The following is a 24361-nucleotide window of genomic DNA, read 5'->3' on the forward strand; positions in this document are numbered from 1 at the left end:
CTCCCTCTCTGGAGCCCACGTGATCCTGGACCAGCCCTACGCCAGAGTGGCGGCCGCCTACGGGCCCGCCGCTCTCGCCGCGGGCCTCCTCCTGCTCGCCGTGGCCGCCCTGTGCTGGGTCATCGCCCGCCGCACCAGCGGAGCGGTCCTCACCGCCAGCCTCGGCGCCCTCGTCTGCACCCTCTACACCGCCGACACGTCCTGGCGGTTCGCCGAACACCGCCTGGACATGGTCGACGTGACAGAGCGCGGGGTGATGTTCGCCGCCGGTGAGATCGCTCTCCTGGCCTGCGCCGTCATGGCCCGCGCCAACAAGAAGGCGACCGCGACCGACGACACCGCCGGCACTCCCGGCGTCCCCGGCGTCCTCGTCTGGACCATCACGGGCGTCCAAGTCATCCCGGCCTTCACCGAGTCCGGCCTCCTGGGCGGCACGGTGCGCGCCTTCTTCGGCCCCGTCATGGCCGGCCTGCTCTGGCACCTCGCCATGGGCCTCGAGATCCGCGTCGCCAAACCCCAGGCCCTCTCCACCGGCCTGCCCGCACAGATCGGCGCCGAGCTCCGCGAACGCCTCCTGTCCCGCCTCGGCCTCGCCACCCGCGGCCGCACCGCCGTCCAGATCAGCCGCGACCGCGCCACCGCCCGCGCCGTACGCCTCGCCTCCCGACGCTGGCTCGGCCCGTGGGGGAGGGCCGCCCTGAAGACCGCGGTCGCCCGCTCCGGCGCCGCCGTCCACGGCGACCAGCGCCACCACCTCCTGCAGCAGCTCGCCGGCCGCCGCAGCGCCGACGAGCTCCGCACCGTACCCGTCGCCAGCCCCTGGGTACCCGAGCCCGTACCCGATCCGTACCCGCGTACCCCGCTCGGGGTCACGGGCGCCGAGCTCCGCCGCCTCGACCCCTTCGACGCCGTACTCCGCGTCCACGCCGCCCACCCCGACGCCACACCCGCCGAGCTCGCCGAGCTCTGCACCGGGTACGGCGTACCCGTCACCGAGACCCGGGTACGCATGGCCCTCCGCGCGGCCGACCCGGACCCCGTACCCGCGCCTGTCCCGGCCGTACCCGCCGCCCCCGAGCGGGCCCAGATCGAGGCCGCCGCCGAGGCCGTACCCACCCCGCAGCCTGTACCCGTACCCGCCGTACCCCAGGTCTCCGGGTACGAGTACACCGCGCGTGGCCTGCACCTCGACATCACCACCGCCCCCGAGGTACACCGCGAGGTCCTGTGCGCTGTACCCGCCGCAATGAGCCGGTCGGGCCGTACCCGCACCGAGGTACACGCCCGTATCCCCGACGTACCCGCCGTACCTCACGGCCGCGAGGACATGGGGGAGCCCGCCGCCCGCGAGGAGCGTGAGACCACCGCCCGGCAGACGCCGGACCGTACCGCGGAGACGCCCGTACCCGGCGTACCTCCCGTACCCGTACCCGAGGTACAGCCCGTACCTACGCCGCTGGGTACGCCGGGTACGGACACCGAGGACCCCGTACTCGCCCGGGCCCGAGAGGTCGACGCCGCGCACCGCCGTACCCACAACCGGCCCGCCGGCATCCGCGTACTCAAGCAGGAGCTCCGCATCGGCCAGCCCAAGGCCAAGGCCATCCGGACCCTCCTGGACGGAGCCACCCCGTGATCCCCGCCGCCGGGCTGCTCCTGGCCGCCGTCTGCATCGGGATCGTCGGCCTGGCGCTCGCCCTCGCCGTCGCCTGCTGGGACGACCACACCCCCACCTGGGCCCCACGCCTCCTGCGCGGCACCGCCGTCACCATCGGCGCGGCCTGCCTGCTGCTCGCCGCCCTCCAGCCGATCGCCCAGGCCCTCCCATGACCACCACCACCGCCGCGTGCGTCGCGGCCGTCTGGAGCCACTGACCCATGCCGTACATGGCCATCAACCTCGGCGGCGTCACCGCCGGCGTCGCCGTCATCCTCTGGTTCGCCGTCCGCTGGTGGTTCGCCGAAGGCCGCCGCTGGACCGCCCTCGTCCCCTTCGTCCTCGCCCTGCTCTACGGCATGCTCGCCGCCCTCGCCGCCTTCGGCTCCGCCTCCGCCCTCGGCCTCGCCGTCTGGCTCAACCTCTGGGCCGCGAACGTGGCCGGCTACGCAGGCCTCGTCTGGGGCGTCGGCGGCAACGCCCCGGACGTCACCCGCGCCACCCAGCTCGCCCTCACGGACGGCGGCTACGTCATCGTGCTGCTCCTCACCGTCCTCCTGATCGCCCTGTGCAAGTTCGCGAAGAAGATCCCGACCGGGAAGATCGTCGCGGGCTCGTTCGCCGGTATCGCCATCGCCCTGTCCGGCAACGTCGCCGGCGTCGCTGCGATCCCGCTCGGTAGCGGCGCCAACCTGCTGGGCAGCGGCTTCAACGGGGTCTTCGGATGAGCCACACCGAAGCCGAACCGCAGGAACAAGAGGAGACCGTCGAGGAGGCGGGGGAGACCTCTGAGCGGGCCGAACAGGCCGCCAAGGCCGTCCTCGCCGGGGTGGCGCTGCTCGCGGCCTGGGGGCTGGTCGCCGCCATGCCGGACATCGCCTACGTCGTGACCGGCATCCTCATCTGCGTCGGCTGGCAGAAGGCCCGCGGCTGGCTCGGCCGCCGCGGCAGCGACGACCAGGAGCCGGGGGAGGAGGCCGTCGATGTCGACGTCGCCGCCGCCCTCCGCGAGCTGGCCGTCGACATCGGCGGCAGCGTGCTCCTCACCGCGCTCCGGGACAAGCTGCAGCTGCCCGACACCAAGGCCGTGAAGGCGCTCCTGGACGAGGCCGACATCCCGTGGAAGGCGGTCCGCACACCCACGGGGAACGGCCCGGGCGTCCACATAGCCCACATCCCGCCCGCCTCCTCCCCTGCCAGCGACCCCCACGACGAGCGTTGTTGCTGCAGGTCAGACGACAACAACAACGCCGACAACACCCCAGGAGAGGGCCCCCAGAAGGGGACCCGTGTAGAGGCCATCGGCGACGGCGGACGGCTCGTCAGCGAGGTTGCCGACGACGCCTGCAGGAACCGCCCGGCACGAACCCCGGACGACGACTGAGCCACTCAGACCCCCGGGGCGGCCGCCTGCCTGCCAGCTAACCGGCCGCCCCGGGTCCATCCCGCACGCAACGAGACGGAGCACCATCATGGGCCTCTTCAACCGCAGCACCCAGACCGAGACCGATCGCCTTGCCACCACAGTGGCCGGCCTCCCGCCCCAGCCGGCCGACTGGACACCCGAGCAGCTCGCTCAGTTCGCCGAGCAGTCCAACCGGGCGATGCGCGAACAGAACGGCGTGGACCCTAGCGCCAGCTGATCGACGTCCGCCGCCGTCCGACTCAGCTGAAGGCGACCGCGTCCACCGCTCCCGCCCAGGCCCCCTCGTACGCCATCCTGGACTCATGCCTGCCGCGCTGACCTTCATCGGTGAAGACAAGGACCTGACCCTCGACGAGCTCGTCGCCTTCGTGGAAGCGGCGAAGAAGGCCGGCGCTCCCGGCACCAACCCGCTCCGGGCCGAGCTCTCGACGAGCGGGAAGATCAAGGAGATTCGGGTCGGCCTCCACGAGGACGACGACTGACCGTCCTCCCGCTGTACGGCCCCGCCGCGCCCCCGTCGCAGCGGGGCCTTCGCCGTGCCCGGGTGCGGCCCAAGACGACCCACCTGCAGGTGACATCCTGAACACATGAGCGATCCCATGATCGTGGACATCTACGCCGCTGCCCTCAGCGTCACGCAGAAGCCCGCCACCCTGCGCCAGTGGATCCACCGGGGCGAGATCACCCACCACGGCTACGACAAGCGCCGCCGCGCCCTCGTCGACCTCGAAGAGCTGCAGCAGGTCGTCCACAGCAAGGCCGAGAAGGCCCGCCAGGATGCGGCTTGACCACTCCTCTGACCTCCTGTAACACTCGACCCACGTCCAGCATGTCCAAACATGCTCCACGAAGCGCCCCCGAACAGGGCGTCACACACGCATCGAAGAGGCTCCCGGGACCTGACCCGAGGGCCTTTTTCGATGCCCGGCACCCGCCCGACGCGCACGAGACCCGGGGAAGGTCTCCCGCAGCCGCGTGGGGCTGCGGTACGCCGACGGGCGGGTGCTACCACTGCACCCCGGCCTACTCTCACCAGGTTCCCTGACTTACGAGAACCCCAATCTCACGCCATCGCGACCGTGGAACCATGTGGCCCGCAACCGCGACGAGGAGGGGGCCGACATGTTCGGCAACAAGAAGTCACCCGAGGAGAAGGCCGCAGCCGCGCGCCAGCGACAGATCACAGCCGCAGCGGCCGCAGCAGGCGTCACCGTCATCAGCGGCAAGGTCCGCATGCCCAACCAGCAGGCCATCCCCATCGAGGGAGCACGCGTCACCATCGAGGCAGGCGAGACCGCTCGGAAACGGATCACAGCCACACGCGTCGCCCTCATCGGTGTCTTCGCCATCTGGGCCAAGAAGGACATGAGCCAGCTGTTCATCACCATCGAGCACCAGGAGGGCATCGTCCTCGTGCCCGTCCCCGCGCGTAAGGAAGCCCAGGCACGCATCTTCGCCACCATGGTCAACGGTGAGGCCACAGGCATCACCAAGACCGAGGCCGCGCAGGAGTAGCCCTGGGGCACCTCCCCCCGGGACCCCCCAGGGGGAGGTAACCCGTGCCGTACGCCCCACCCTCACGCTGCACCGACCCCGAGTGCTCTGAGTTCGCCACCAAGGGATCACGCTGTGATGATCACCAGCCCATCCCATGGCGAGGCCGAGACAACAAGGCCGAGCGATACGGCATCTCAAGCGGCGAGTGGCGCAAGCTCAAGGCCAAGGTCACCACGCGTGACAACGGCTGCTGCTACATGTGCGGCGCCGAACCCGTCGACCCCGACGACGAAGACGCCGAGCCGCACGAGCTCGACCACGTCATCCCCATCAGCGAAGGCGGAGCACGCCGCTCCCTCGACAACCTCGGCCTCGCCTGCACCTCGTGCCACGACGCCAAGAGCAAGGCCGAGGCCCGACGGGCCAACCAGAGGCGCCGCAAGGCCCGCTGACCACTCCCCAACGCCCCAGGAGGCTCCCATGACCATGCCCACGACGGCACAGCGCCTGATCGACTTCCGCAAGGAGCTCGCCAACTCTGGCCAGGGCTTCGGCGCGGAGCTGCTCCACGAGATCCTGCGCGACGCCGCGAAGGCGATCATCCAGGCCGACGGGCTCGTGACCCACCCCGATCTGGCCCACTGGGGCACCCCGAAGGCCCTTCCGAGGTCCTCCGAGGGGGTAGGGGAGTCAAAATCACCAGCCTGATTTCCTGGGGGCCCGCCGCGGTCAACTCGGCATCTCTACGCTCAGAATAAATTTCGGCCGATGGCCGCCGAACCGATCACGCTGAGTAAACATGCAGGTCAGGGGGTGATCCCGTGGGACGGACCGCCAAGCCAGCCGCCCTCAAGCTCATCTCGGGGCGTGCGCCCGGCCGCGACTCCGGCGGCCGCGTCGTCAACAAGGGGCCGGCCTTCCGCCGCATCCCGCCCCGGGCGCCGACCTGGCTCAGCCGCGAGGCGGCTGCCGAGTGGAAGCGGGTCGCGCCCGGCCTCGAGCGCCTGGACCTCCTCAAGGAGGAGGACCGTGCGGTCCTCGCCGCCTACTGCGAGACCTGGTCCCAGTTCGTCACCGCCACCCGGACGGTCAGCCGCGAGGGCATCACCTCCGAGGTCACGACCATCAGCGTCTCCGGCGCCGAGACGACGCGCATCGTGCCGAACCCCGCCGTGGCGATCGCGCGTTCCGCCGGCCGTGAGCTGCGGGCGTTCGCCGCACAGTTCGGCCTGACCCCCTCCAGCGAGCAGGCCCTGGCGAGAGGGGCCGACGATGGCGAAGAGGACGACAACCCGTTCTGAGCCGCAGTTCGACCTCCCCGACGAGGCCGAGCTCGAGCGGCTCAAGCTCTCCCCCGAGGTCGCCTGGTACCTCCTCAGCCGCGGCATTCCGCTGCCGGACTGCCCGCCGCTGATTCAGACCCCCAGCCCGGGCGAGGCGCCCGGCGCTGTGTTCGACCCGGACCGCGTCGACACGGTGATCCGCGCGTTCTCCAAGCTCCGGCACACCCAGGGTCGGTGGGCCGGCAGCCCGCTGGTGCCGGATCCGTGGCAGGTCGCGTACGTCATCGCGCCCGTCTTCGGCTGGGTGCAGTGGGAGGAGGACGCAGACGCGTACGTGCGCGTGGTGCGCGAGCTGTACGTGGACGTGCCCCGCAAGAACGGCAAGTCCACGCTGTCGGGCGGCATCGCGATCTACCTGACCTGCGCGGACGGCGAGCCCGGCGCACAGGTCGTTGCGGCCGCGACGTCGGAGCGGCAGGCCGGGTTCGTGTTCGCGCCGATCAAGCAGCTCGCCGAGCGGGCCCCGGCGCTGAAGGACCGCGTCGTCGCGCTGAAGAAGAAGATCGTCCACAAGCGGAGCAACTCGTACTTCGAGTGCGTCGCTTCGGTCGCTGACGCCCAGCACGGTGCGAACCTGCACGGCGCGGTCATCGACGAGCTCCACATCCACAAGGACCCCGAGCTCGTCGAGACGATCGAGACCGGCACCGGCTCGCGTACCCAGCCGCTGATCGTCATCATCACCACGGCCGACTCCGGCAAGCGGGAGACGATCTACAACCGCAAGCGCACGCGGATCGAGCAGCTGTCGCGGCGCGTGTTCACCGCGCACACCGTGTACGGCGTGGTGTGGGCGGCCGAGAAGGACGACGACCCGCACGACGAGGCGACCTGGCGCAAGGCCAACCCCGGGTACGGGATCAGCCCGACCCGCGCGTACATGCGCGCGCGGTCGGACGAGGCCAAGCAGTCCCCGGCCGACCTGGCGAAGTTCCTTCGCCTGCACCTGGGGATCCGCACCAAGCAGGAGACGAAGTTCCTGCTCCTGACCGCGTGGGACCGCAACGCGGGCATGGTCGACGAGCAGGCCTTCGCCGAACGGGACACCTGGGGCGGCCTCGACCTCGCCAGCACCAGCGACCTGTGTGCGCTGTGCTGGCTGTTCCCCGACGACGAGACCGGGACCCTGGACGCGGTCTGGCGGTTCTGGACGCCGGAGGACAACCTCGCCTCCCTCGACAAGCGGACCGCCGGCGCCGCATCCCGGTGGGTGCGCGAAGGATTCCTGACCAAGACGCCGGGCAACGTGGCGGACTACGACTTCATCAAGGAGCAGATCCGCCGCGACCGCGACACCTTCAAGGTCAAGTCGCTGGGCTACGACCCGTGGAACGCCAGCCAGTTGACCAACGACCTGGTCTCCGAGCGGGCCCCCATGGTCAAAGTGAGGCAAGGTTTCCAGACCATGAGCCCGGTCCTCAAAGAGATCCAGCGGCTCACGCTGCAGGGCACCCCCGAGGCGCCGGCGCTGCGGCACGGCGGGCATCCCGTCGTGCGCTGGTGCGTCGACAACCTCGCCGTCGTCATGGACCCCGCGGGCAACGTGAAGCCCGACAAGGCCAACAGCAACGACAAGATCGACGGCGTGTCAGCGCTGGCCACAGCCATGGCCGAGATCATCGCCAGGCCCCCGCGCCGGAAGTCCCGGTACGCGGACGAAGACGAAATCATGGTCGTGTAGCGGCCGGAAGCGGGAGGCTGCTGTGTTCGCGTGGCGCCGTACAGCGGTGCGTAAGAGGGTCGTCGTCAACCTCGCCGACCAGGCCTTCAGAGGGATCCTGTGGGCGCAGCGGGGCCCGCTCCTGGTCCTGCGGGACGCGGAGCTCCTCGAGGCCGGACGCCCCGCGCAGCCCGTCGACGGCGAGATCGTCGTCGAGCGGTCGAAGGTGGAGTTCACCCAGGTCCTCGCCGGAGGGGGTGGCTGATGGCGTTCGTGGTCAGCTCCGGCGAACTCTCCACCACCGGGGCCGGAGTGCTGCCCGCGTACTCGGCAATGACGCTGCGGGCGGCCCCGTGGGAGTACGAGACGATCTGGCGCACCCAGCCACAGGTCCGCACCGTCATCGGGTTCATCGCACGGAACATCGCCCAGCTCGGCGTCCACGTCTTCCGGCGGGTGAGCGACACCGACCGCGAGCGGCTGCGCGACCACCCCCTCGCCCAGCTGCTCGCCGAGCCGCTGCCGGGTATGACGCAGTACCGGTTCATTGAGCGGCTCGTGTCCGACCTCTGTCTCTACGACAACTGGTACGGGATCAAGGTGAAGCTCGACAGCAGGCTGCGGATCCTGCCCGTGCCGCCCACGCTGATCCGCCCGTACGGCGGGAACTGGATCCGCCCTGACCATTACGAGACAGCGGGCGGCAGGGAGTTCGGGGTGGACGAGGTGGTCCACATCCACGGCTACTCGCCGACCGACCTGACCTACGGCGAGTCCCCGATCGAGGCTCTGCGGGATCTGATCCTGGAGTCGGCTGAGGCGACCAAGCAGCGAAAGGCCATGTGGAAAGGCGGGGCCCGCCTGACCGGTGTCCTCGTCCGGCCAGCCGACGCACCGGACTGGGACGGGAAGGACAAGGCGCGCTTCCGCGAGATGTGGCGGACGTTCTCCTCCGGCGGCGGCGCCGAGGGCGGCACGCCGATCCTCGAGGACGGCATGGACTACAAGCCGGTCGGCTTCAACCCCGAGCAGGCCCAGTACATCGAGGCGCGCAAGTTGACGCGCGAGGAGTGCGCGGCCGCGTACTTCATCCCGCCGCCACTGATCGGGATCCTCGACCACGCCACCTACAGCAACATCAAGGAGCAGCACGCCCACCTGTACCAGGACACACTCGGCCCCTGGACGGTGAGCACGCCGCAGGAGTTCGAGGCGCAGATCCTTCCCGACCTTCCGGGCGACAACCGGGACGTGTACTGCGAGTTCAACGTCGAGGCGAAGATGCGTGGCGACTTCGAGTCGCAGGCCGCCGCAGCGTCGACCGCGACGGGCGGGCCGTGGATGACACGCAACGAGATCCGGGCGCGGAACAACCTGCCGGCTGTCGAGGGCGGGGACGAGCTGATCGTCCCGATGAACGTCACCGAGGGCGGCCTGGCCAATCCCCGGGATACGGCCCCCGATCCGGGAGACACGGCCCCCAAAGCGCGCGGCCTGCCGCGTACCAAGGCGAGCGGCAAGCCTTCCACTATCGGCACCTTCGTGTCCGAGCGGGACGCCCTCGAGAAGACCCTCGTCCGGTTCAGCGAGCGGCAGGCCGATGCGCTGCTCGTTGCGGCCGGCGTGAAGGCCAACGAGGACGGGATGCCGGATCTGTTGGAGCTGTGGGCCAAGGGGTCAGAGGACCGGCTCGCGCAGCTGCAGGCGCTGCTCGGCAACCACGGGTTCCGGCTCGCGCAGGTCGGTGCGTGGGAAGTCCTCGACGTCCACAACCCCGAGGCCGAGGACTGGTCGGCCGATGTGATGCTCGCCTGGATCCTCGCGGCTGCAGAGACGCATGCGGCGCAGCACGAGGAAGCGGGACGGGAGGCCGTCGCCACGGTGCAGGAAGAGGGCGGCGACGGCTGGCGGGAGGCCCTGCAGACGGCCGCGGGCGCGTGGGGCACCGCGGCCGCTGCACGGGCACTGACCGCCTCCACCGAGCTGCGCTCCTTCGGCGGCCACGACGCGGCCGGCGCGAGCGGGCTGACGAAAAAGATCTGGCGCACCGGTGGCACGAACCCGCGCGCCTCGCACAAGGCGCAGAACGGCGAGTCCGTGTCGCTGGACGACGTGTTCTCCAACGGTCTGCGCTGGCCCGGTGACGGCAAGGGCGAGACGAAAGAGCTCGTCAACTGCAACTGCAAGCTCGACTACGAGGGGGGCTGACATGGAGTGGGCCCGGCCCTTCCGCCTGCATCTGACCGATGGCCGTGTCTGGGACGGAGCGCAATATCCCCGTGGGCACGTCTGCCTGATCCACCCAAGGCAGCCCTTCGGCGAGATGACCGTTGCGCTGTCGATGGAGGAGCTGCTCAACAAGCGCCACCCGGAGCACCCTCTGCACGGTGCCCGCGTGCAGTGGGCGGACGCGCAATGCGGGGATCAATACCCGAGCGGGACCTTCCGATCCTGCGGTGATTTGCAGCCGTTGGGCGCCCTGCGGGAGTCCGGTCTGTTGTGGCTGATCAACCGCATCGCGTTCCATCCGCGCGGCCTGGCGCTTGCCCTGAACCAGGAAGAGGGCGGCGATATCACCGGCTGGCAGCTGCTCGCCGCTGAAGAGGGCGAGCCCTTCTCCTTCACGAACCGCGACGACGAGACCGGTTACCGGCGAGCTGAGGCGACCCTGCGCGCGGCTCTCACCAGGAAGGAGCGCTGACGTGCGCACGATGGAAGTCACCGCCAAGGTCAAGGCGGCGGGCGTCGCCGACGGTCTGGAAGAGGGTCAGTTCCTCGCCCTCGTCAGCGTGTTCAACAACGAGGACACGTACGGCGACGTGGTCCGCCCGGGCGCCTTCGCCCAGACGCTGATGGACTGGGCGGCCAAGGGCGACGACGTCCCCGTCATCTGGGCCCACCAGTGGTCCGACCCGTTCTCCCACATCGGTCACGTCGTCAAAGCCACCGAGACCTTCGAGGGCCTGGAGGTCCTCGGGCAGATCGACGACCTCACGGGCGACGACGAGAACCCCACCGCGAAGCAGGTGTACCGCCTGCTCAAGGGCCGCCGCGTCACCCAGTTCAGCTTCGCCTACGACGTGCCGAACGGCGGCGGGGCGTGGGTGAAGGACGACACCCACCGGTGGGGCGGCTACTACGAGCTGCGCCAGGTCGAGCTTCACGAGGTCGGCCCGTGCCTGCTCGGCGTGAACCGCGAGACCGAGCTGCTCGCCGCGAAGGCCCAGCACCTGGCCACCGGCGCGAAGGCCGGCCGCGTCCTGTCGTCGGCGAACTACGACCGCCTCACCGCCGCGCACACGTCTATCGGTGAGGTCCTGGCCGCCGCCGAGCCTGAGAAGGCCCGGCACCCGGCCGCCCCCAAGACCACCCCCGAGGAGACCGGCCAGCCCGGCTCTGCGGCGGCCAGCGGCATCACGCCGCCCGCCCAGCCCCAAGAGCCCGCGCCCGCCAAGGCGACCCCGGAGGAGACCCCCAGCACGACCGAGGACGAGACCACGCCGGACCTCCGCGAAGCATCCCCCGTGGATGCCGCCAAGGCCGGTGCCGACTCCCTCCGTCTGCGCTCCGACCTCGAGCTCCTGGAGCTCGAGGTCTCGCTCACGGAATGAGGAGACCATGGCCAAGACGATCAAGGAACTGATCGAAGAGGCGAAGCACCACCTGCTCAAGGCCCGGGAAATCACCGAGGCCGCCGAGAAGGACGGTGACCGCGGCTTCACCCCGGACGAGACCGCGCAGCTGCGCGAGCACATGTCCAAGGCGACCGCGGCCAAGGCCGCGATCGAGGAGCTCAAGGGCAACCAGCAGCTCAAGGACACCCTCGCCCAGCTCGGCGACGACATCGCCCTGAACGCCAAGACCGACGAGAACGGGCACCGCCAGACCGCGTCCGGCTTCCACCTGCCGGACAAGGCCAAGTCCCTCGGCGCCCAGGTCACCGAGTCGGACGAGTACAAGGCCCTGCTCTCCCAGGCCAAGGGCGGTCAGTTCGGCGCGAAGCAGCGTGTGCAGTCGGAGATGGTCGGCTTCAAGTCGCTGGTCACCGGCGCATCCGACACCTCCGGCGGGGCCCTGGTCCAGAACGACTACCGGGGCCTGGCCGTCGGACTCGACGTGTTCCAGCGGCCGCTGCGGCTGCGGGACGTCGTCACCCAGGGCACCACCACCTCGGACACGGTGGAGTACGTGCGCGTCACCTCGGTGACGAACAACGCCGCGCCCATCGCCGAGGCGACGACCGCAGCGGCGCCGACCGCGCCGGAAGCGGCGGGCGCCCTCGTGAACGCCGCGGGCGGCGGCTACAAGCCGGAGTCCGGTCTCGCCCTGGCGAAGATCACAGCGGCGGTCAAGACGATCGCGCACTGGATGCCGGCCACCAAGCGGTCCCTGTCCGACGCTGCGCAGATCCGCACCCTGATCGACGCGTTCCTCCTGTACGGGCTGGAGGAGGAGCTCGAGGATCAGATGATCCAGGGCGACAACACGGGCGAGAACTTCGAGGGCCTCGGCACCGTCTCCGGCGTCCAGGCGCAGGCGTGGGACACCAACCTGCTCACCACGACCCGCAAGGCCAAGACCAAGGTCCGCACCGTGGGCCGCTCCTTCGCCAACGCCTACCTGTTCAACCCGGCCGACCTCGAGACCCTCGACCTCCTGCAGGACAACGAGGCGCGCTACTACTTCGGCGGCCCGTCCGGCGCCGGCACCGCGATGCCGCTGTGGAACCTGCCGGTCATCGAGACCGAGGCCGTCCCCGCGGGCACCGGCTACGTCGGCGACTTCCGCAAGGCCGTCCTGTGGGACCGGGAGCAGGCCACCATCCAGGTCACCGACAGCCACCTGGACTTCTTCGTCCGCAACCTCGTCGCGATCCTCGCCGAGATGCGCGCGGCCTTCGGTGTCATCCAGCCGTCCGCGTTCGTCGAGATCGACCTGACCGCCTGATCGGAGGCTGTACTCATGGCTTACCTCGACCCCGCCGCGGGCGCGTCCCGCCAGGGCAAACAGACCGCCGCCGTCGCCAACGCCGCCGCCGCGACCGCTGCGGCGGCCGCCGGCGCGAACCCGACGAAGGCCGAGTTCGACGCGCTCCTGACCGACACGAACGCGCTGCGCACCAAGCTCAACGCGCTGCTCGCGGCCATGCGCACGTCCGGCCAGCTCGCGCCGTGACCCTGTTCACCCACCGCAACGCCGGAGGGCGGTGCCCGTGCGGAGCGAAGGATGCGACGTGCGGGCCGCCCTCCGATGTGGTGCCGGTGGACCTACGCATCGAGGAGGTGGCCGCGGTGAGCGGACCACTGGCGAAGTACAGGGTCACGCGCGGCGGCGTGGAGACCGTGATGAAGCTGAACGAAGCCGACGCCAAGCGGCTCGGTGTGGGGCCGGCCGACGTCGTTGGGGCGGCGTCGACGATCCCGCTCATCCAGCCGGTCGACGAGTCCGACGGTGGTGACGGCGATGGCGCTGCTGACGACTCCGGTGACGTCCAGGCCGTGGCTGCTGCTGATGCCGGTGCGGGGGCGGAGCCGGTGCAGCCGGCTGCGGACTCCGGCGGTGACGTCCAGGCGCCGGGAGACCCGACGCCTGCGCCGGATCCGGACGATCCGGAGGAGGCAGCGGTGACCGAGGCCGACAACCCGGCGGCATCCTCCGACCCGGCTGGCCCGGGTGACGCCGCGGCGAAGGCGCCCGTCAAGGCGCCGGTGAAGAAGGCGGCTGCCAAGCGGCAGTCGGCATCGGCGAACAAGGCCCGCCCGGCGGCGGCCAACAAGGCGCAGAGCAGCGGTGGCTGACGAGTACCTCGCGGATCCGGCCGAGCTCGCGGTGAAGCTCGGCCGGGCCGAGGACGACCCCAAGCTGCTGTATGCGCTGCTGTCGGCGTCTCGGCGGTTTCGTGGGCAGGTCGGGCACTCGGTCATTCCGGTGACGACGGAGACGGTGACGCTGGACGGCAACGGCCGTGAGTCGTTGCTGCTGCCGGTGTGGCCGACGACGGCCGTTCAGTCGGTCGTCCTCGAGGGCGTGACCCTCGTCGAGGGCACCGACTACGACTGGTCGGATGCGGGCATCCTGCGGCGGCTGGGATGCCGGGTGTGGCCGGACAAGCTGCGCTGCCTGCAGGTCGGCTACAGCCACGGCTTCGCGACCTCCCCCGAGGACATCCAAGAGGTCGTGGGCGAGCGGGCCGAGGCGGCGTTCACGATCCCGGTGGGCGTGCAGTCCAAGGCCGTCGGCGGGCAGTCGGTCACGTTCGGGGCGCAGGCCGCTTCCGGATCCACCGAGGCCTGGACGAAGTGCGTCGCCCGGCACGCGGTCCGTGCAGCTTCCGACGTGTGAGGAGGGAGAGTCGTGTTCTTCTTCGATTCGGTCGTGCGCGTGCGCGCGGGGACGCGCACGGACCGGGGCGGCAACACCGTCGAGGACTGGTCAGACGGCGCCGTCACGCGGGCGGCAGTCGGGCAGTTGAACGTCCAGCCCACCAGCCAGGCGGAGACCACCGACGCGACGCGTACGGCGGTCATCACCGGCTGGCGGGTGCAGTCCGAGGAGGGCACCGCCCCGGACATCACCGCCCGGGACCGCATCGAGTGGAACGGCATGACCCTCCTGGTGGAGGGCGAGGTCGCTCCGTGGCCGGACCCGCTCACCGGCGCCCACCACCACACCGAGTTCACGATGGTCCGCGCGACCGGATAGGAGGTGGGCCGTGCTTGTCGACTTCCGGCTTGATGCGGCTGGCGTACGCGAGGTCCTCAGGGGCCCCGAACTCCGCGCCGCCGTGGACGGCCTGGCCGACCAGATCGCCGGCCACGTCCGCGGCAACGTACCCGGCGATGTGGTCGTCTCGGTGAAGGGCTACACCACCGACCGAGGCGCCGCCTCGATCACCGTGCAGGACGTCCGGGCCATGGCGTGGCAGGCCCGTGACGGCATCCTCACCCGCGCCGCCGCGGCGGCCGGGCTCGAGGTGAAGGCCTGGCAGCGATGAAGACCCTGACCGTCTTCGGCGACGCCCAAGCTGCCGGAGCCACCGTCCTGCGTGACGCCCTCGCCGCCCGCGTGGAGGCGTACGCGCAGGACGTCACGGTCGGCACGAAGGTGCCGGCCGACCGGTCGCCCGAACTCGACCGGCTGCCGTACGTCATGGTCCGCAAGGACGGCGACCTGCCGCACTCGTCCATGGCCAACGCCCGCGTCACGCTGCGGGTCACCATCTGGCACGAGGACGACGACCAGGCGCACGACCTCGCGATGCTCTGCCAAGGGCTGCTGATCGTTCACTCCGGCCCGGTCATCCGCGGCGTCCGCCCGGGCACAGGCCCGATCGCCGCCGTCGACCACGTCTCCGACAACCCCCTGAGCACGTTCACCGTGCTCGCCAACATCAAGCCCCGGCTGGCCTGACCGCCGAGGCTGCGCTGCTGAACCGCGGCTCCCTGCTGACCTGCTACATGAGAGGAGGGCGCCGTGGCCGGCGACCCGACCAACGCGAACCTCTGGACCGACGCCGATGTGTACGTGTCCTGGAACCTGAGCGCCACCCTGCCCGCCGACGCGGAGACCCCGTTCGGATCGGACTGGAAGCTCATCGGCCTCCTCGACGGAGACGAGGGCTTCCCCGAGACCCGCGACGAGGACACCGACGACAAGTTCGCCTGGGGCGGCATCATCGTCCGCACCAGCCGCAACCACTTCAAGCTCACCAAGAGCTTCACCGCGCTCGAGGACAACGAGTGGACCCGCAAGCTCGTGTGGCCCGGGTCCACGGACACGCAGATCAAGGTGCCCAAGCCGGAACGCGTCCTGGTGGCGTTCGAGACCCGGGAGGGCGAGAAGGTCCGCCGCCTGATCACCGCCCAGTACGCCGAGTGCTCGCTGGACGGCGACCACGGCGAGAACGAAACCGACCTCGAGTCGGCGACCATCGCGGCCACGATCTTCCCGACGAGCGGTGGTGTCCTGTTCAACCGGCAGGCCACGCCGATCCTGGAGTCCATCTCGGTCGCCCCGTCCACCCTGACCGTGGCCGACGGGGAGATCGGCGCCCTGGCCGCGACCGCCACCTACTCCGACGCGAGCACGGCCGACGTGACCGCCGAGGCGTCCTGGTCCTCCTCGGACCCGACCAAGGCGACCGTCAGCGCGGGGTTCGTCACCGGCATCGCGGCCGGCGCCTCCACGGTCACCGCCTCCTACCTCGGCGAGACCGACACCTGCGCCGTCACCGTCACGGCCTGACCAGCGCCCGGGCGCGGGGAGTTCGTCGCGGTTCGGCCCGCGCCCGGTGCACCACCCACCCCGAACCACGAGACCGAAGGAGGCACTGTGCCTCTGCAGTTCACCGACGCCGAGATCAACGCCAAGGCCGTACAGCTCGGCGTCATCACCCAGGGCGAGTCCGTCCCGAACCGGCACCGCTCGAAGGTGGTGGCCGCCCTCGTCGAGGAACGGCGCGCCGCCGACCGGCAGGAGAAGCAGCCCGAGCCGGTGTGTGCGAAGGAGATCGTCGTCGAGCCCGGCGGCGCCGTGCTCATCGATGGCGAGCCGTTCCCCTGGCTGATCGCCAGACAGCCGATGGAGATCGGCCTCAACCCCGAGGGCATCAGCACCGTCCGCCTCACGCTCATGGCCGAGGCGGTCCAGGTCCTCAAGCCCAAGCCCAGCAAGAACGAGAGCGAGTAGCACCATGGCAGGATCCCGAACCGCGACCGGCAACTCCGGCGACGGCGAGGTGTTCGACTTCAACCTCAACACCGTCGAAGCCGAGACCGAGCTACGCCCCTTCCGCTTCATGTGGGCGAGCAAGCAGAACCCGAACAGGCGCTTCACGATGCAGCACATCGCCGGTCTGAACGTGTGGCCGCTGCTGGCGGGAGCCGATGGCGGCGACGCCAGCGCGATGATGGCGGCGTTCGAGACCGCACTCGGCGAAGACCAGTGGGAGGACTTCCAGAAGTCGCCCCTGCCTCAGTACAAGATGGAGGCCCTCTTCAAGGCCTACCGCAAGCACTGCGGCACTGACCCGGGGGAATCGCCAGCCTCGTCCGACTCCTGAAGGAGCACGGCGAGGCAGTCCAAGCAGACCTCCGCGAGACGTACGGCATCCGCCTGTCCGACCTGTACCGGCGCGACGAGTCCGGGTGCCCACTGCTGACATGGCGGGAGCTGGGCGGCTACGTTCGTCAGCTCCCCCCGCGCGCCCGCACGCGTCTGGTGACCGGTGACACGGACAGCGTGTGGGGCCTGCAGGAGCATCTGACCGCGGCTGTGATCGACGAGCTGCGGGTCGCGAACTGGCAGCGGGCCAACGAGGGCGTCAAGGAGTCCAAGCAGACAAAGCCGCCCAAGCCCCTGTCCCGCCCCGGAGTCGGGGGCGGACGCGACAAGAACAGCCCCGAGCGGGTGGCCAAGCGCAAGGCCGCTCTCACGCGCGCCGCCGATCGGCGCCGCGCGATCGCCGCCGGGGAGATCAGCTGACCGACAACTGAATACCGGGGGTGCCCTGTGCCGAATGTCGGCTACGCCACGCTTCAGATCATCCCCTCCGTACGCGGGATCGGCGACGAGCTGCGCTCCCAGCTCGTCGGCCCGGCTGAGGACGCCGGGCAGGACGCCGGGCAGGCGGCGGGCGGCACCCTCAAGGACAAGCTCCTCGTGGGTGCCGCTGTCGCCGGCGCGGCCGCGGGTGCGCTGCTGGTCGCCGGGATCACCGAGGCGATGGAGCAGGCGAACATCACCTCGGTTCTCAAGGGCCAGCTCGGCGCGACCAGTAAGGACGCCGCCCGGTACGGGAAGATCGCCGGGGAGCTGTACGCGAAGGGCATCACCGCCGACGTCCAGGGCGCGGCGGACGCGATCCGGGCCGTGGTCTCCGGTGGTCTGGCGCCGCCGGACGCGACGAACAAACAGCTCAAGAGCATTGCCGCGCAGATGTCGGACGTCGCGACCACCTTCGGCACGGACATGGGGCTGCAGTCCCAGGCCGTGTCCGCGCTGCTGAAGAACGGTCTGGCGCCGAACGCGAAGACAGCGCTGGGCATCATCACCACCGGCTTCCAGAAGCTGGGCCCCAACGCGGAGGACCTCCTGGAAACGTTCCAGGAGTACCCGGTCCAGCTGAAGAAGCTGGGCCTGGACGCCAAGACCAGCCTCGGCCTGTTCCAGCAGGGCCTCAAGGGCGGCGCCCGCGACACGGACATCCTGGCCGACCTCTTCAAAGAGTTCTCGATCCGCTCGATCGACATGTCGCAGTCCAGCCAGGACGCGTACAAGGCGCTGGGCCTGCCCGCACAGGAGATGTCCAGCAAGATCGCCAAGGGCGGCAAGAGCGCGTCGGCCGGACTGCAGACCGTCCTGGACAAGCTCCGCGAGATGAAGGACCCGGTGGCCCGTGAGGCGGCCGCCGTGGGCCTGTTCGGCACCCAGGCCGAGGAAGTCGGCTCGGCACTGTTCAAGCTGGACCCGAGCAAAGCGACCAAGGCCTTCGGGGATATGTCCGGGGCGGCGACGCAGCTCGGCAAGGACCTCCACTCGGGGGCCTCGCACGAACTCGAGGTGTTCGTCCGGGGCCTGAAACAGGGCTTCGTGACGTTCCTCGGCGGCCAGGTGCTGCCCGTCCTGAGTAAGGCCGGCAGCTTCCTCAACCGCAACGTGCTACCCCCGGTGAAGGGGCTCGGTTCCGTCCTGGCCGTCACGCTGGTGCCTGCTCTGCGCCTGACGTGGATGGCCGGCGCTGCGACGATCGGCTGGCTGCGGGACTTCGGCGTGTGGCTCATCCCTGCGGCGATCGCGGTCGGCGGCCTGACCATCGCTCTCAACGCGCAGGCCATCGCGACCGCCTTCGTCACGGGCGTGTTCTCGGTCTACCGCGCGGCCATCCTGATCGGCACCGCGGTGACGAACGGGTTCGCCATAGCCCAGGGCCTACTCAACGCGGTCATGGCGCTCAATCCGTTCGTGCTGGTGGCGATCGCCTTGGTCGCCCTGGGCGCCGCGCTGGTCATCGCCTACAAGAAGAGCGAGACCTTCCGCACAATCGTCCAGGCCGCCTTCAAGGCGATCTCGGTCGCAGCCCTGTGGCTCTGGGACGTCGTGCTCAAGCCCGTGATCGGGCTCATCGTCAAGGCGTTCCAGTGGTGGTGGACCGCCGCCAAGATCTACTTCACCGCCGTCGGCGTCATCTTCTACACACTCGGCGCGGTGGCCGTCTGGCTCTGGGAGTCGGCGATCTCCCCGGTGATCGGCTGGATCATCGCCGGATTCAAGCTGTGGTGGGCCGGGGCGAAGCTCTACTTCTCCCTGGTCGGGGCCGGATTCCGGGCCGTTGGAGCGGCAGCGATGTGGCTCTGGCGCGTGGCGATCTCGCCCGTGATCGACCTGATCGTCGGCGGTTTCAAGCTCTGGTGGGCCGGGGTCAAGATCTACTTCGGGTTCGTCCGCGCCGGGTTCCGGGCGGTGGGAGCCGGGGCGACGTGGCTGTGGAAGAGTGCCGTCTCGCCTGCGCTGTCCGGGATCAAGTCGGTCATCGCCGACGGCTACAACGTCGGGATCCGGCCCGTCCTGGACAAGCTGCGCGCGGCCGTCGGCAAGGTCGGCGACGCGTTCCGCCTGGCCAAGGACGCGATCAAGTTGGCCTGGGACAAGGTGAAGGGGATCGCGAAGGCGCCCGTCGTCTTCGTCGTGAACACGGTGTACGGCAAGCTGCGCGGTGTCTGGAACACCGTGGCGGGAGCCTTCGGGGCTCCCAAGCTGCCGGCCTACACGTTCGCCACCGGTGGCGTTCTGCCCGGCTACACGCCGGGCCGGGACGTGCACCTGGCGGCGCTGTCCGGCGGCGAGGCCGTCATGCGGCCGGAGTGGACGCGGGCGGTCGGCCCCGGCTACGTCAACTCCATGAACGCCGCTGCACGCGGCGGAGGAATCCGCGGCGTGCAGCGCGCCCTCGGCCTGCCGGGGTTCGCGGACGGCGGCATCTTCGGCTGGGTGAAGAACACCGCCTCCAAGGGCGTCGACATCGCCAAGTCCGGGGTGTCGTGGCTGAAGGACGGCATGAAGGCCAGCGCCCTCGCCGGGATCAACAAGGTGGTCAGGCCCCTCATCGAGCGGATCTCGGGGTCCGCGTCGCTGTACCGGGACATGATCACCAAGGTCCCGGAGAAGATGGTCAAGTCCCTGCTGAGCTACACCGACACGGCGGACAAGAAGCTCGGCGCGGCAGGCATCGGAGGCAAGGGCTTCAAGTCGGCCCTCGCCTGGGCGCGCACCCAGAACGGGAAGCCGTACCAGTGGGGCGGCAACGGTGATCCGAGCTGGGACTGTTCAGGTTTCATGTCGGCGATCGAGTCCGTGATCCGAGGACAGAAGCCGCACCGCCGTTGGGCGACCGGCGCGTTCTCCGGCTCGTCGGCCCCGGCCGGCTGGGTCAAGGGCGCCAGCTCACCCTTCCGTATCGGGATCACGAATTCCGGTGTCGGCCACACTGCGGGCACGATCAACGGCGTCAACGTCGAGTCGCGCGGCGGAGACGGTGTCATCGTCGGGTCGCGCGCCCGCAGCTACCGGGCCTCGCTGTTCACCGACACCTACGGCCTCAAGGGATACGCCAAGGGAACCCGCGGCGCCACACCCGGCTGGGCGTGGGTCGGTGAACTCGGCCCCGAGCTGGTCCACTTCGGCGGAGGGGAGCAGATCCTCAACCACCGTGACTCTCTGCGGATGGCCCCCGGCATGGGTGTCCTCGACGGCTACGCCAAGGGCACCAGTAGCGCCAAGGCGCGGGCGGCCGCGCGCAAGCAAGTCCCCGGTGACCTCACCTCCGTGAGCAAGGTCCTCACGGCCAGCGCGGCGGACATCAAGAAGGCGTTCGCCGAGCTGACCAAGGACCTCAAGGCCACCGGCGCCGCGGGCAAGTCGCTCGCTGCCTCGAGCACGAAGGCGTCCGCCAAGTTGCAGTCGCTGGCCAAGCAGCGCGACAGCGTGGACTCCCGTCTCGAGGCAGCCAAGTCGGCGGCCTCCGACCAGAAGAAGTCCGCCCAAGACTTCTTCGGCCTCTCGCAGGTCGGCGAGGTGTCCACGTTCTCCGACCTGCTCGGCGGACTGAAGTCCCGCCAGGCCGAGGCGGATGCGTTCCGCAAGCAGATCGCCGGGCTGTCGAAGAAGGGGGTCAGCCAAGACATCATCAGTCAGCTCGTCGCCCAGGGGCCGGGCGGTCCGCTGATCGATCTGATCGCCGGGGCGTCCAAGGGCCAGCTGGGCCAGCTGAACAAGGTGGCCGCAGCGGGCGGTGCCCTGTCGACGGCATACGGCCGGACGATGGCCGACGCGATGTTCGACGCCGGAGCGCAGGCCGGGAAGGGCTTCCTGACGGGCCTGCAGGCGCAGGAGGCGGAGCTGCAGAAGGCGATGGACCGGCTGGGCGCCGGGCTCGTCGCGGCCATCCGCAAGAAGCTGAAGATCAAGTCTCCGTCGAAGGCCACGCAGTGGGTCGGCGAGATGGCCGGCGCGGGTGTTGGGGTCGGCCTGGACAACACCGCCGCGAGCGTGGCGGCCGCGGCCGCGCGCGTCGCCGATGCCGCCGCTCCGGGCGTCCCGACCGTGTCCCCGGCGGGCATCGCCGCAACAGCGTCCACGCCGCAGGGCCTCACCCCGGGCACGCGGCTGCGCCTGGTCGTCGACGGCCGTGAGTTCAGCGCGTACGTCGACGACCGTGCCGACGGCCGCGTGGATGCCGGGCTCACCGCCGTACGCCGGGCCTCGTCCCGCCGTCGCAAGCAGTAGAGGAAGGAGGGCATGCCGGATGCCGATGATCGTGGACCCGGACGCGCCGCCCATCACGCCGCCCGAGACCGTCACCAGCCCGGACGGCTGGCTGACGGCCGTCGTCGACACCACGTGGGCCGGAGTGGTCCTGGCCGTCGACTACACCGCGTCCACCCCGCTCGCGGACGTGGCCGACGTCGTCCGGGTCCTGATTACCCGACAGGACCCGGGCGCGGCCGCGCCGGTGCCCGTACGCGGGGCGGACACGGCGTGGGCGCTCGAGGGCGTGGGGCAGGGCTACGACGGTGAGGCCCCGCTCGGGGTCGGCGTCACCTACACCGCACGCCCGCAGTACGCGGACGGGACGTGGGGGCCTGAGTCGTCTCTCGGGATCGAGGTGCCGGCGCCTTCCCCGGTGGCGGACGTGTGGCTCAAGTCGATCGATCTCCCGGGCGCTTCCGCGCGGGTGACCGTGATCGCGTGGCCGCAGCTGGCGTGGACGGCCCGCATCGACCAGGCCACCGTGGCGGGCAGTCCTTTTCCGGCGGCCGCGCAGGACGTGTACGGGGCGGCCGCCTCGGACATCACCCTGGACGCGGAGGGCGACGCGATCGAGGCCGTCCGGGCGCTGCTGACGACGCCCGGTGTGCTGCTGCTGCAGACCCAGCCCGCCTATCGCCGCCCCGACATGTACGTGCTGCTGTCCGATCCGGCCGAGGCCCTCGACTCCACCCCGGATGCCGCGCGTACGTTCACCGCGTCGGTCATCCAGGTGGAGCGGCCGGACACGACGGGTCAGCCGATGCGGATGCCGGAGTGGTCCTACGACGTTCTCGCCGGGGCGTACGCGTCGTATGACGCGGCCGAGGCCGCGTACTCGACGTTCACGGCGCTGGCCACGCACGGGGCCGTGTGATGCTGCCGATCAGCGCGCACGTCCTGGCGGCCCTGCCGCAGGCGGTGGGCCGGCCGTACTGGGCGGAGTGGTCCAACAACGGCGGCAGCACCTGGACCCGGTGCTCGCTCGCGACGGGGTCGGCGTCGGTGTCGGCGGACCGTACCGCGGACGTCCGGTACACCGCGGGCGCCGAGCTGGTCGGTGTTGCCGGGGGACGCAACGGTGTCAACGCCATCTCGACCAACGTCCGTCTGTGGCAAGGCGTGCAACTGCCGCGCACGGACCCGGTGTGGTTCCCGGCCGGCCGGTACACCGTCGCCCGCACCCGCATGAACCGGTCGGGAACGATGGCGGTGGAGCTGGACGGCATCGAGGACGAGCTCCGCGCCGCGTCGTTTCCGACCGCGCGGACGGTCGGGCCCGGGCTCGCCCGGGACCTGGTCGAAGGGCTCGTCGGGGAGGCGCTGCCGGGGATCCCGGTGGCGTGGCGGTCGGGCGTCAACGCGGACCTGCAGGTGCCGCAGATCGCCGCCACCGAGGACCGGTGGATGGTGCTGTCCGGCGGCTCCGACTCCACGGGCACGGACACCGGGATCGTCTCGGCGCTGGCCGGGGAGATCTGGGTGGACGCCCGCGGCATCGTCACCGTCGGCCCCGTCCCCACCCTGGACGACCCGGTCGTGTGGACCATCCGCCGGGGGCAGGGCGGCGCCCTGGTGGAACCCGCGGCCGAGCAGACCGCCGAAGGCCTCGCCAACGTGTGGGCCGTCACCGGCGACGGAGGCGACGGCGCCCCCGCCGTCGGCCCCGCGTTCGCGTGGGACAACGACCCGAACAGCGTCACCTACGCGGGACCCGATCCGATCACCGACCCGGGCGCCCCCCAGCGCCTGGGCCTGTACGGGGTCAGGTTGCGGGTGCAGCGGCACGCGTCAGCGGTCATCACCACCCCGAACCAGGCCTCCGACGTCGCGGCCGCCAAGCTCGCCGACAGCCTCGGCGTGCGCGCGTCGCTCACCCTGACCGCCGTCTGCAACCCCGCCCTCGAGCCGGGTGACCTGGTGTCCGTCGAAACCGAACCGGACGTGTTCGAGCAGCACATCATCGACTCCCTCTCGTACACGCTCGGCGCGGCCTCCATGTCCTGCTCCACCCGGACCACCACCAGGAGGCTGACGTGACCGACCCCGCGGACCTCCTCGGCGCCGCCCTCGCCCGCCGCGCCGGCACATCCGGCAAAGGGGACGTGCTCTCGCTGGAGGTCGCCGACGTCACCGAATCCGGGCGGGTCAACCTGCAGCTCGGCAACGGGGACTTGATGCTGGAGGTGCCGTGCCCGGACTCCTACCGGGACCGCAAGGCCGGCGACTGGGTGGCCGTACGCATGTCCGCGCGCCCCGTAGTCCTGTGGCGGCTCGGCGGCGACCCCGTCGAAACCGAGACGGAGAGCACCGAAGAGATCGCCGTCCAGGCCGCCCTGGACTCCCAGGTCGTCCGGGCCGCCACCTACGGCACCGGCGCCCCGGCCGGATCGGGCTGGCAGCAGGCGACCGAGGTCCACGTCCGCAAGATCGACGGCAAGCTCGAGCTGTACTTCAAGGTCGCCTCGGTCGCAGACCCGTCGCCGACCACCCCGGGCGTCCCGGCCCCGAAGCCCGTGACGATCTCACCGACGGACGCCGGCTCCTGGCGCAACGGCCGGCCGGACGAGTACGCGGCCTCTCCCACGCAAGGGGACTGGACGGGTCGGGGCAACCGGCGCGGGGCGTGGTTCTACGGGTCGGCGATCCAGAACGCCTGCACGGGCAAAACCGTGGCGAAGATGACCGTCAGGTTCTCGAGGAAGCAGGGCTCCGGCGTCAACGCCAAACGCCCGATGCACCTGTACCTGCACGACCACTCCTCGGCCCCCTCCGGCCAGCTCGATCTGGACGACGGGCCGGAGGAGCTGCTGAGCCTGTCCGTCGGGGCGACCGGCACCGCGACGCTGCCCGCCTCCTGGCGCACGCAGCTGGCGAGCGGCGACGCCAAGGGGCTGGCGATCTACTCCTCCGGCAGCCGCGACTACATGGCCGTCACCGGCGGCAAGTTGACCATCACTTTCTCCGCGTAGGAGC

The 24361-nt window shown here is 70.6% G+C and carries 31 protein-coding genes; all 31 read left to right on the forward strand.

What is annotated here, in order from left to right:
* The first annotated feature begins 19 nt into the window (after positions 1-19).
* The 31 genes from OG622_RS28425 to OG622_RS28575 all read left to right on the forward strand — a co-directional run bounded on the left by OG622_RS28425 (position 20) and on the right by OG622_RS28575 (position 24357).
* Complete coding sequence (locus OG622_RS28425) at positions 20-1636, forward strand: hypothetical protein (protein ID WP_371579450.1); 1617 nt, start codon at positions 20-22, stop codon at positions 1634-1636.
* Positions 1633-1830 (forward strand): hypothetical protein, encoded by a 198-nt coding sequence (locus OG622_RS28430; protein ID WP_371579451.1) that lies wholly within the window; start codon positions 1633-1635, stop codon positions 1828-1830. The genes OG622_RS28425 and OG622_RS28430 overlap by 4 nt, the downstream gene beginning before the upstream one ends.
* A 47-nt stretch (positions 1831-1877) precedes the next feature.
* The gene (locus tag OG622_RS28435; RefSeq protein ID WP_371579452.1) at positions 1878-2384 is read left to right on the forward strand and encodes a hypothetical protein; all 507 of its coding nucleotides are present in this window, start codon (positions 1878-1880) and stop codon (positions 2382-2384) included.
* Complete coding sequence (locus OG622_RS28440; protein WP_371579453.1) at positions 2381-3040, forward strand: hypothetical protein; 660 nt, start codon at positions 2381-2383, stop codon at positions 3038-3040. The genes OG622_RS28435 and OG622_RS28440 overlap by 4 nt, the downstream gene beginning before the upstream one ends.
* 88 nt (positions 3041-3128) lie before the next feature.
* Positions 3129-3299 carry a hypothetical protein gene (locus OG622_RS28445; RefSeq protein ID WP_371579454.1) on the forward strand — a complete coding sequence of 57 codons (171 nt, stop codon included), beginning with the start codon at positions 3129-3131 and terminating at the stop codon, positions 3297-3299.
* A gap of 85 nt (positions 3300-3384) precedes the next feature.
* A complete protein-coding gene (locus OG622_RS28450; RefSeq protein ID WP_371579455.1) occupies positions 3385-3564 on the forward strand; it encodes a hypothetical protein in 180 nt (59 codons plus the stop codon).
* A 105-nt stretch (positions 3565-3669) separates the two neighbouring features.
* Entirely contained in the window at positions 3670-3870 is a 201-nt protein-coding gene (locus OG622_RS28455) for a hypothetical protein (protein ID WP_371579456.1), read from the forward strand.
* A 301-nt stretch (positions 3871-4171) separates the two neighbouring features.
* Positions 4172-4597 carry a hypothetical protein gene (locus OG622_RS28460; RefSeq protein WP_371579457.1) on the forward strand — a complete coding sequence of 142 codons (426 nt, stop codon included), beginning with the start codon at positions 4172-4174 and terminating at the stop codon, positions 4595-4597.
* A 44-nt stretch (positions 4598-4641) separates the two neighbouring features.
* The gene (locus OG622_RS28465) at positions 4642-5031 is read left to right on the forward strand and encodes an HNH endonuclease (protein ID WP_371579458.1); all 390 of its coding nucleotides are present in this window, start codon (positions 4642-4644) and stop codon (positions 5029-5031) included.
* A 28-nt stretch (positions 5032-5059) separates the two neighbouring features.
* Positions 5060-5287 (forward strand): hypothetical protein, encoded by a 228-nt coding sequence (locus OG622_RS28470; RefSeq protein ID WP_371579459.1) that lies wholly within the window; start codon positions 5060-5062, stop codon positions 5285-5287.
* Between the two features lie 113 nt (positions 5288-5400).
* On the forward strand, positions 5401-5880 hold the full coding sequence (locus tag OG622_RS28475; protein ID WP_371579460.1) for a phage terminase small subunit P27 family: 480 nt from the start codon (positions 5401-5403) through the stop codon (positions 5878-5880).
* Entirely contained in the window at positions 5852-7603 is a 1752-nt protein-coding gene (locus tag OG622_RS28480) for a terminase large subunit (protein ID WP_371579461.1), read from the forward strand. Before OG622_RS28475 ends, OG622_RS28480 begins: the two co-directional genes overlap by 29 nt.
* Positions 7604-7649: 46 nt before the next feature.
* Positions 7650-7847 carry a hypothetical protein gene (locus tag OG622_RS28485; RefSeq protein ID WP_371579462.1) on the forward strand — a complete coding sequence of 66 codons (198 nt, stop codon included), beginning with the start codon at positions 7650-7652 and terminating at the stop codon, positions 7845-7847.
* A complete protein-coding gene (locus OG622_RS28490; protein ID WP_371579463.1) occupies positions 7847-9790 on the forward strand; it encodes a phage portal protein in 1944 nt (647 codons plus the stop codon). Before OG622_RS28485 ends, OG622_RS28490 begins: the two co-directional genes overlap by 1 nt.
* 1 nt (position 9791) lies before the next feature.
* On the forward strand, positions 9792-10283 hold the full coding sequence (locus OG622_RS28495) for a hypothetical protein (protein ID WP_371579464.1): 492 nt from the start codon (positions 9792-9794) through the stop codon (positions 10281-10283).
* Between the two features lie 10 nt (positions 10284-10293).
* A complete protein-coding gene (locus tag OG622_RS28500; protein ID WP_371584248.1) occupies positions 10294-11193 on the forward strand; it encodes an HK97 family phage prohead protease in 900 nt (299 codons plus the stop codon).
* Positions 11194-11200: 7 nt separating this feature from the next.
* Entirely contained in the window at positions 11201-12529 is a 1329-nt protein-coding gene (locus OG622_RS28505) for a phage major capsid protein (protein ID WP_371579465.1), read from the forward strand.
* A 15-nt stretch (positions 12530-12544) separates the two neighbouring features.
* Entirely contained in the window at positions 12545-12757 is a 213-nt protein-coding gene (locus OG622_RS28510; protein WP_371579466.1) for a hypothetical protein, read from the forward strand.
* Positions 12758-12873: 116 nt separating this feature from the next.
* Positions 12874-13380, forward strand: a complete 507-nt coding sequence (locus tag OG622_RS28515) for a hypothetical protein (protein ID WP_371579467.1) — start codon at positions 12874-12876, stop codon at positions 13378-13380.
* Entirely contained in the window at positions 13373-13924 is a 552-nt protein-coding gene (locus OG622_RS28520; RefSeq protein WP_371579468.1) for a mobile element protein, read from the forward strand. The genes OG622_RS28515 and OG622_RS28520 overlap by 8 nt, the downstream gene beginning before the upstream one ends.
* A 12-nt stretch (positions 13925-13936) precedes the next feature.
* Positions 13937-14284: a head-tail adaptor protein gene (locus OG622_RS28525; protein WP_371579469.1), complete on the forward strand. Its 348-nt coding sequence runs from the start codon at positions 13937-13939 to the stop codon at positions 14282-14284.
* 10 nt (positions 14285-14294) lie between these two features.
* Positions 14295-14576: a hypothetical protein gene (locus OG622_RS28530; protein WP_371579470.1), complete on the forward strand. Its 282-nt coding sequence runs from the start codon at positions 14295-14297 to the stop codon at positions 14574-14576.
* Positions 14573-14992, forward strand: coding sequence for a hypothetical protein (locus OG622_RS28535; RefSeq protein ID WP_371579472.1), 420 nt, complete (start codon positions 14573-14575; stop codon positions 14990-14992). The genes OG622_RS28530 and OG622_RS28535 overlap by 4 nt, the downstream gene beginning before the upstream one ends.
* Before the next feature lie 63 nt (positions 14993-15055).
* The gene (locus OG622_RS28540) at positions 15056-15826 is read left to right on the forward strand and encodes an Ig-like domain-containing protein (protein WP_371579473.1); all 771 of its coding nucleotides are present in this window, start codon (positions 15056-15058) and stop codon (positions 15824-15826) included.
* Positions 15827-15913: 87 nt separating this feature from the next.
* A complete protein-coding gene (locus OG622_RS28545; RefSeq protein WP_371579474.1) occupies positions 15914-16270 on the forward strand; it encodes a hypothetical protein in 357 nt (118 codons plus the stop codon).
* Between the two features lie 4 nt (positions 16271-16274).
* Positions 16275-16643: a hypothetical protein gene (locus OG622_RS28550; protein ID WP_371579475.1), complete on the forward strand. Its 369-nt coding sequence runs from the start codon at positions 16275-16277 to the stop codon at positions 16641-16643.
* A gap of 158 nt (positions 16644-16801) precedes the next feature.
* Positions 16802-17065, forward strand: coding sequence for a hypothetical protein (locus tag OG622_RS28555; protein WP_371579476.1), 264 nt, complete (start codon positions 16802-16804; stop codon positions 17063-17065).
* Positions 17066-17092: 27 nt separating this feature from the next.
* The gene (locus OG622_RS28560) at positions 17093-21364 is read left to right on the forward strand and encodes a replication protein (RefSeq protein ID WP_371579478.1); all 4272 of its coding nucleotides are present in this window, start codon (positions 17093-17095) and stop codon (positions 21362-21364) included.
* A gap of 19 nt (positions 21365-21383) precedes the next feature.
* Complete coding sequence (locus OG622_RS28565; RefSeq protein ID WP_371579479.1) at positions 21384-22262, forward strand: hypothetical protein; 879 nt, start codon at positions 21384-21386, stop codon at positions 22260-22262.
* On the forward strand, positions 22262-23425 hold the full coding sequence (locus OG622_RS28570; RefSeq protein WP_371579480.1) for a phage tail protein: 1164 nt from the start codon (positions 22262-22264) through the stop codon (positions 23423-23425). The genes OG622_RS28565 and OG622_RS28570 overlap by 1 nt, the downstream gene beginning before the upstream one ends.
* A complete protein-coding gene (locus tag OG622_RS28575; protein WP_371579481.1) occupies positions 23422-24357 on the forward strand; it encodes a hypothetical protein in 936 nt (311 codons plus the stop codon). The genes OG622_RS28570 and OG622_RS28575 overlap by 4 nt, the downstream gene beginning before the upstream one ends.
* Positions 24358-24361 lie beyond the last annotated feature (4 nt).

Origin of the sequence: Streptomyces sp. NBC_01314 (genome assembly GCF_041435215.1) — a bacterium.
Lineage (GTDB): Bacteria > Actinomycetota > Actinomycetes > Streptomycetales > Streptomycetaceae > Streptomyces.

Coding starts and splice junctions, on each gene's coding strand:
- OG622_RS28435 (WP_371579452.1), top strand. CDS start 1,878: ATGCCGTACATGGCCATCAACCTCGGCGGCGTCACCGCCGGCGTCGCC.
- OG622_RS28440 (WP_371579453.1), top strand. CDS start 2,381: ATGAGCCACACCGAAGCCGAACCGCAGGAACAAGAGGAGACCGTCGAG.
- OG622_RS28445 (WP_371579454.1), top strand. CDS start 3,129: ATGGGCCTCTTCAACCGCAGCACCCAGACCGAGACCGATCGCCTTGCC.
- OG622_RS28450 (WP_371579455.1), top strand. CDS start 3,385: ATGCCTGCCGCGCTGACCTTCATCGGTGAAGACAAGGACCTGACCCTC.
- OG622_RS28455 (WP_371579456.1), top strand. CDS start 3,670: ATGAGCGATCCCATGATCGTGGACATCTACGCCGCTGCCCTCAGCGTC.
- OG622_RS28470 (WP_371579459.1), top strand. CDS start 5,060: ATGACCATGCCCACGACGGCACAGCGCCTGATCGACTTCCGCAAGGAG.
- OG622_RS28480 (WP_371579461.1), top strand. CDS start 5,852: ATGGCGAAGAGGACGACAACCCGTTCTGAGCCGCAGTTCGACCTCCCC.
- OG622_RS28490 (WP_371579463.1), top strand. CDS start 7,847: ATGGCGTTCGTGGTCAGCTCCGGCGAACTCTCCACCACCGGGGCCGGA.
- OG622_RS28495 (WP_371579464.1), top strand. CDS start 9,792: ATGGAGTGGGCCCGGCCCTTCCGCCTGCATCTGACCGATGGCCGTGTC.
- OG622_RS28500 (WP_371584248.1), top strand. CDS start 10,294: ATGGAAGTCACCGCCAAGGTCAAGGCGGCGGGCGTCGCCGACGGTCTG.
- OG622_RS28505 (WP_371579465.1), top strand. CDS start 11,201: ATGGCCAAGACGATCAAGGAACTGATCGAAGAGGCGAAGCACCACCTG.
- OG622_RS28510 (WP_371579466.1), top strand. CDS start 12,545: ATGGCTTACCTCGACCCCGCCGCGGGCGCGTCCCGCCAGGGCAAACAG.
- OG622_RS28535 (WP_371579472.1), top strand. CDS start 14,573: ATGAAGACCCTGACCGTCTTCGGCGACGCCCAAGCTGCCGGAGCCACC.
- OG622_RS28550 (WP_371579475.1), top strand. CDS start 16,275: ATGGCAGGATCCCGAACCGCGACCGGCAACTCCGGCGACGGCGAGGTG.
- OG622_RS28565 (WP_371579479.1), top strand. CDS start 21,384: ATGCCGATGATCGTGGACCCGGACGCGCCGCCCATCACGCCGCCCGAG.
- OG622_RS28570 (WP_371579480.1), top strand. CDS start 22,262: ATGCTGCCGATCAGCGCGCACGTCCTGGCGGCCCTGCCGCAGGCGGTG.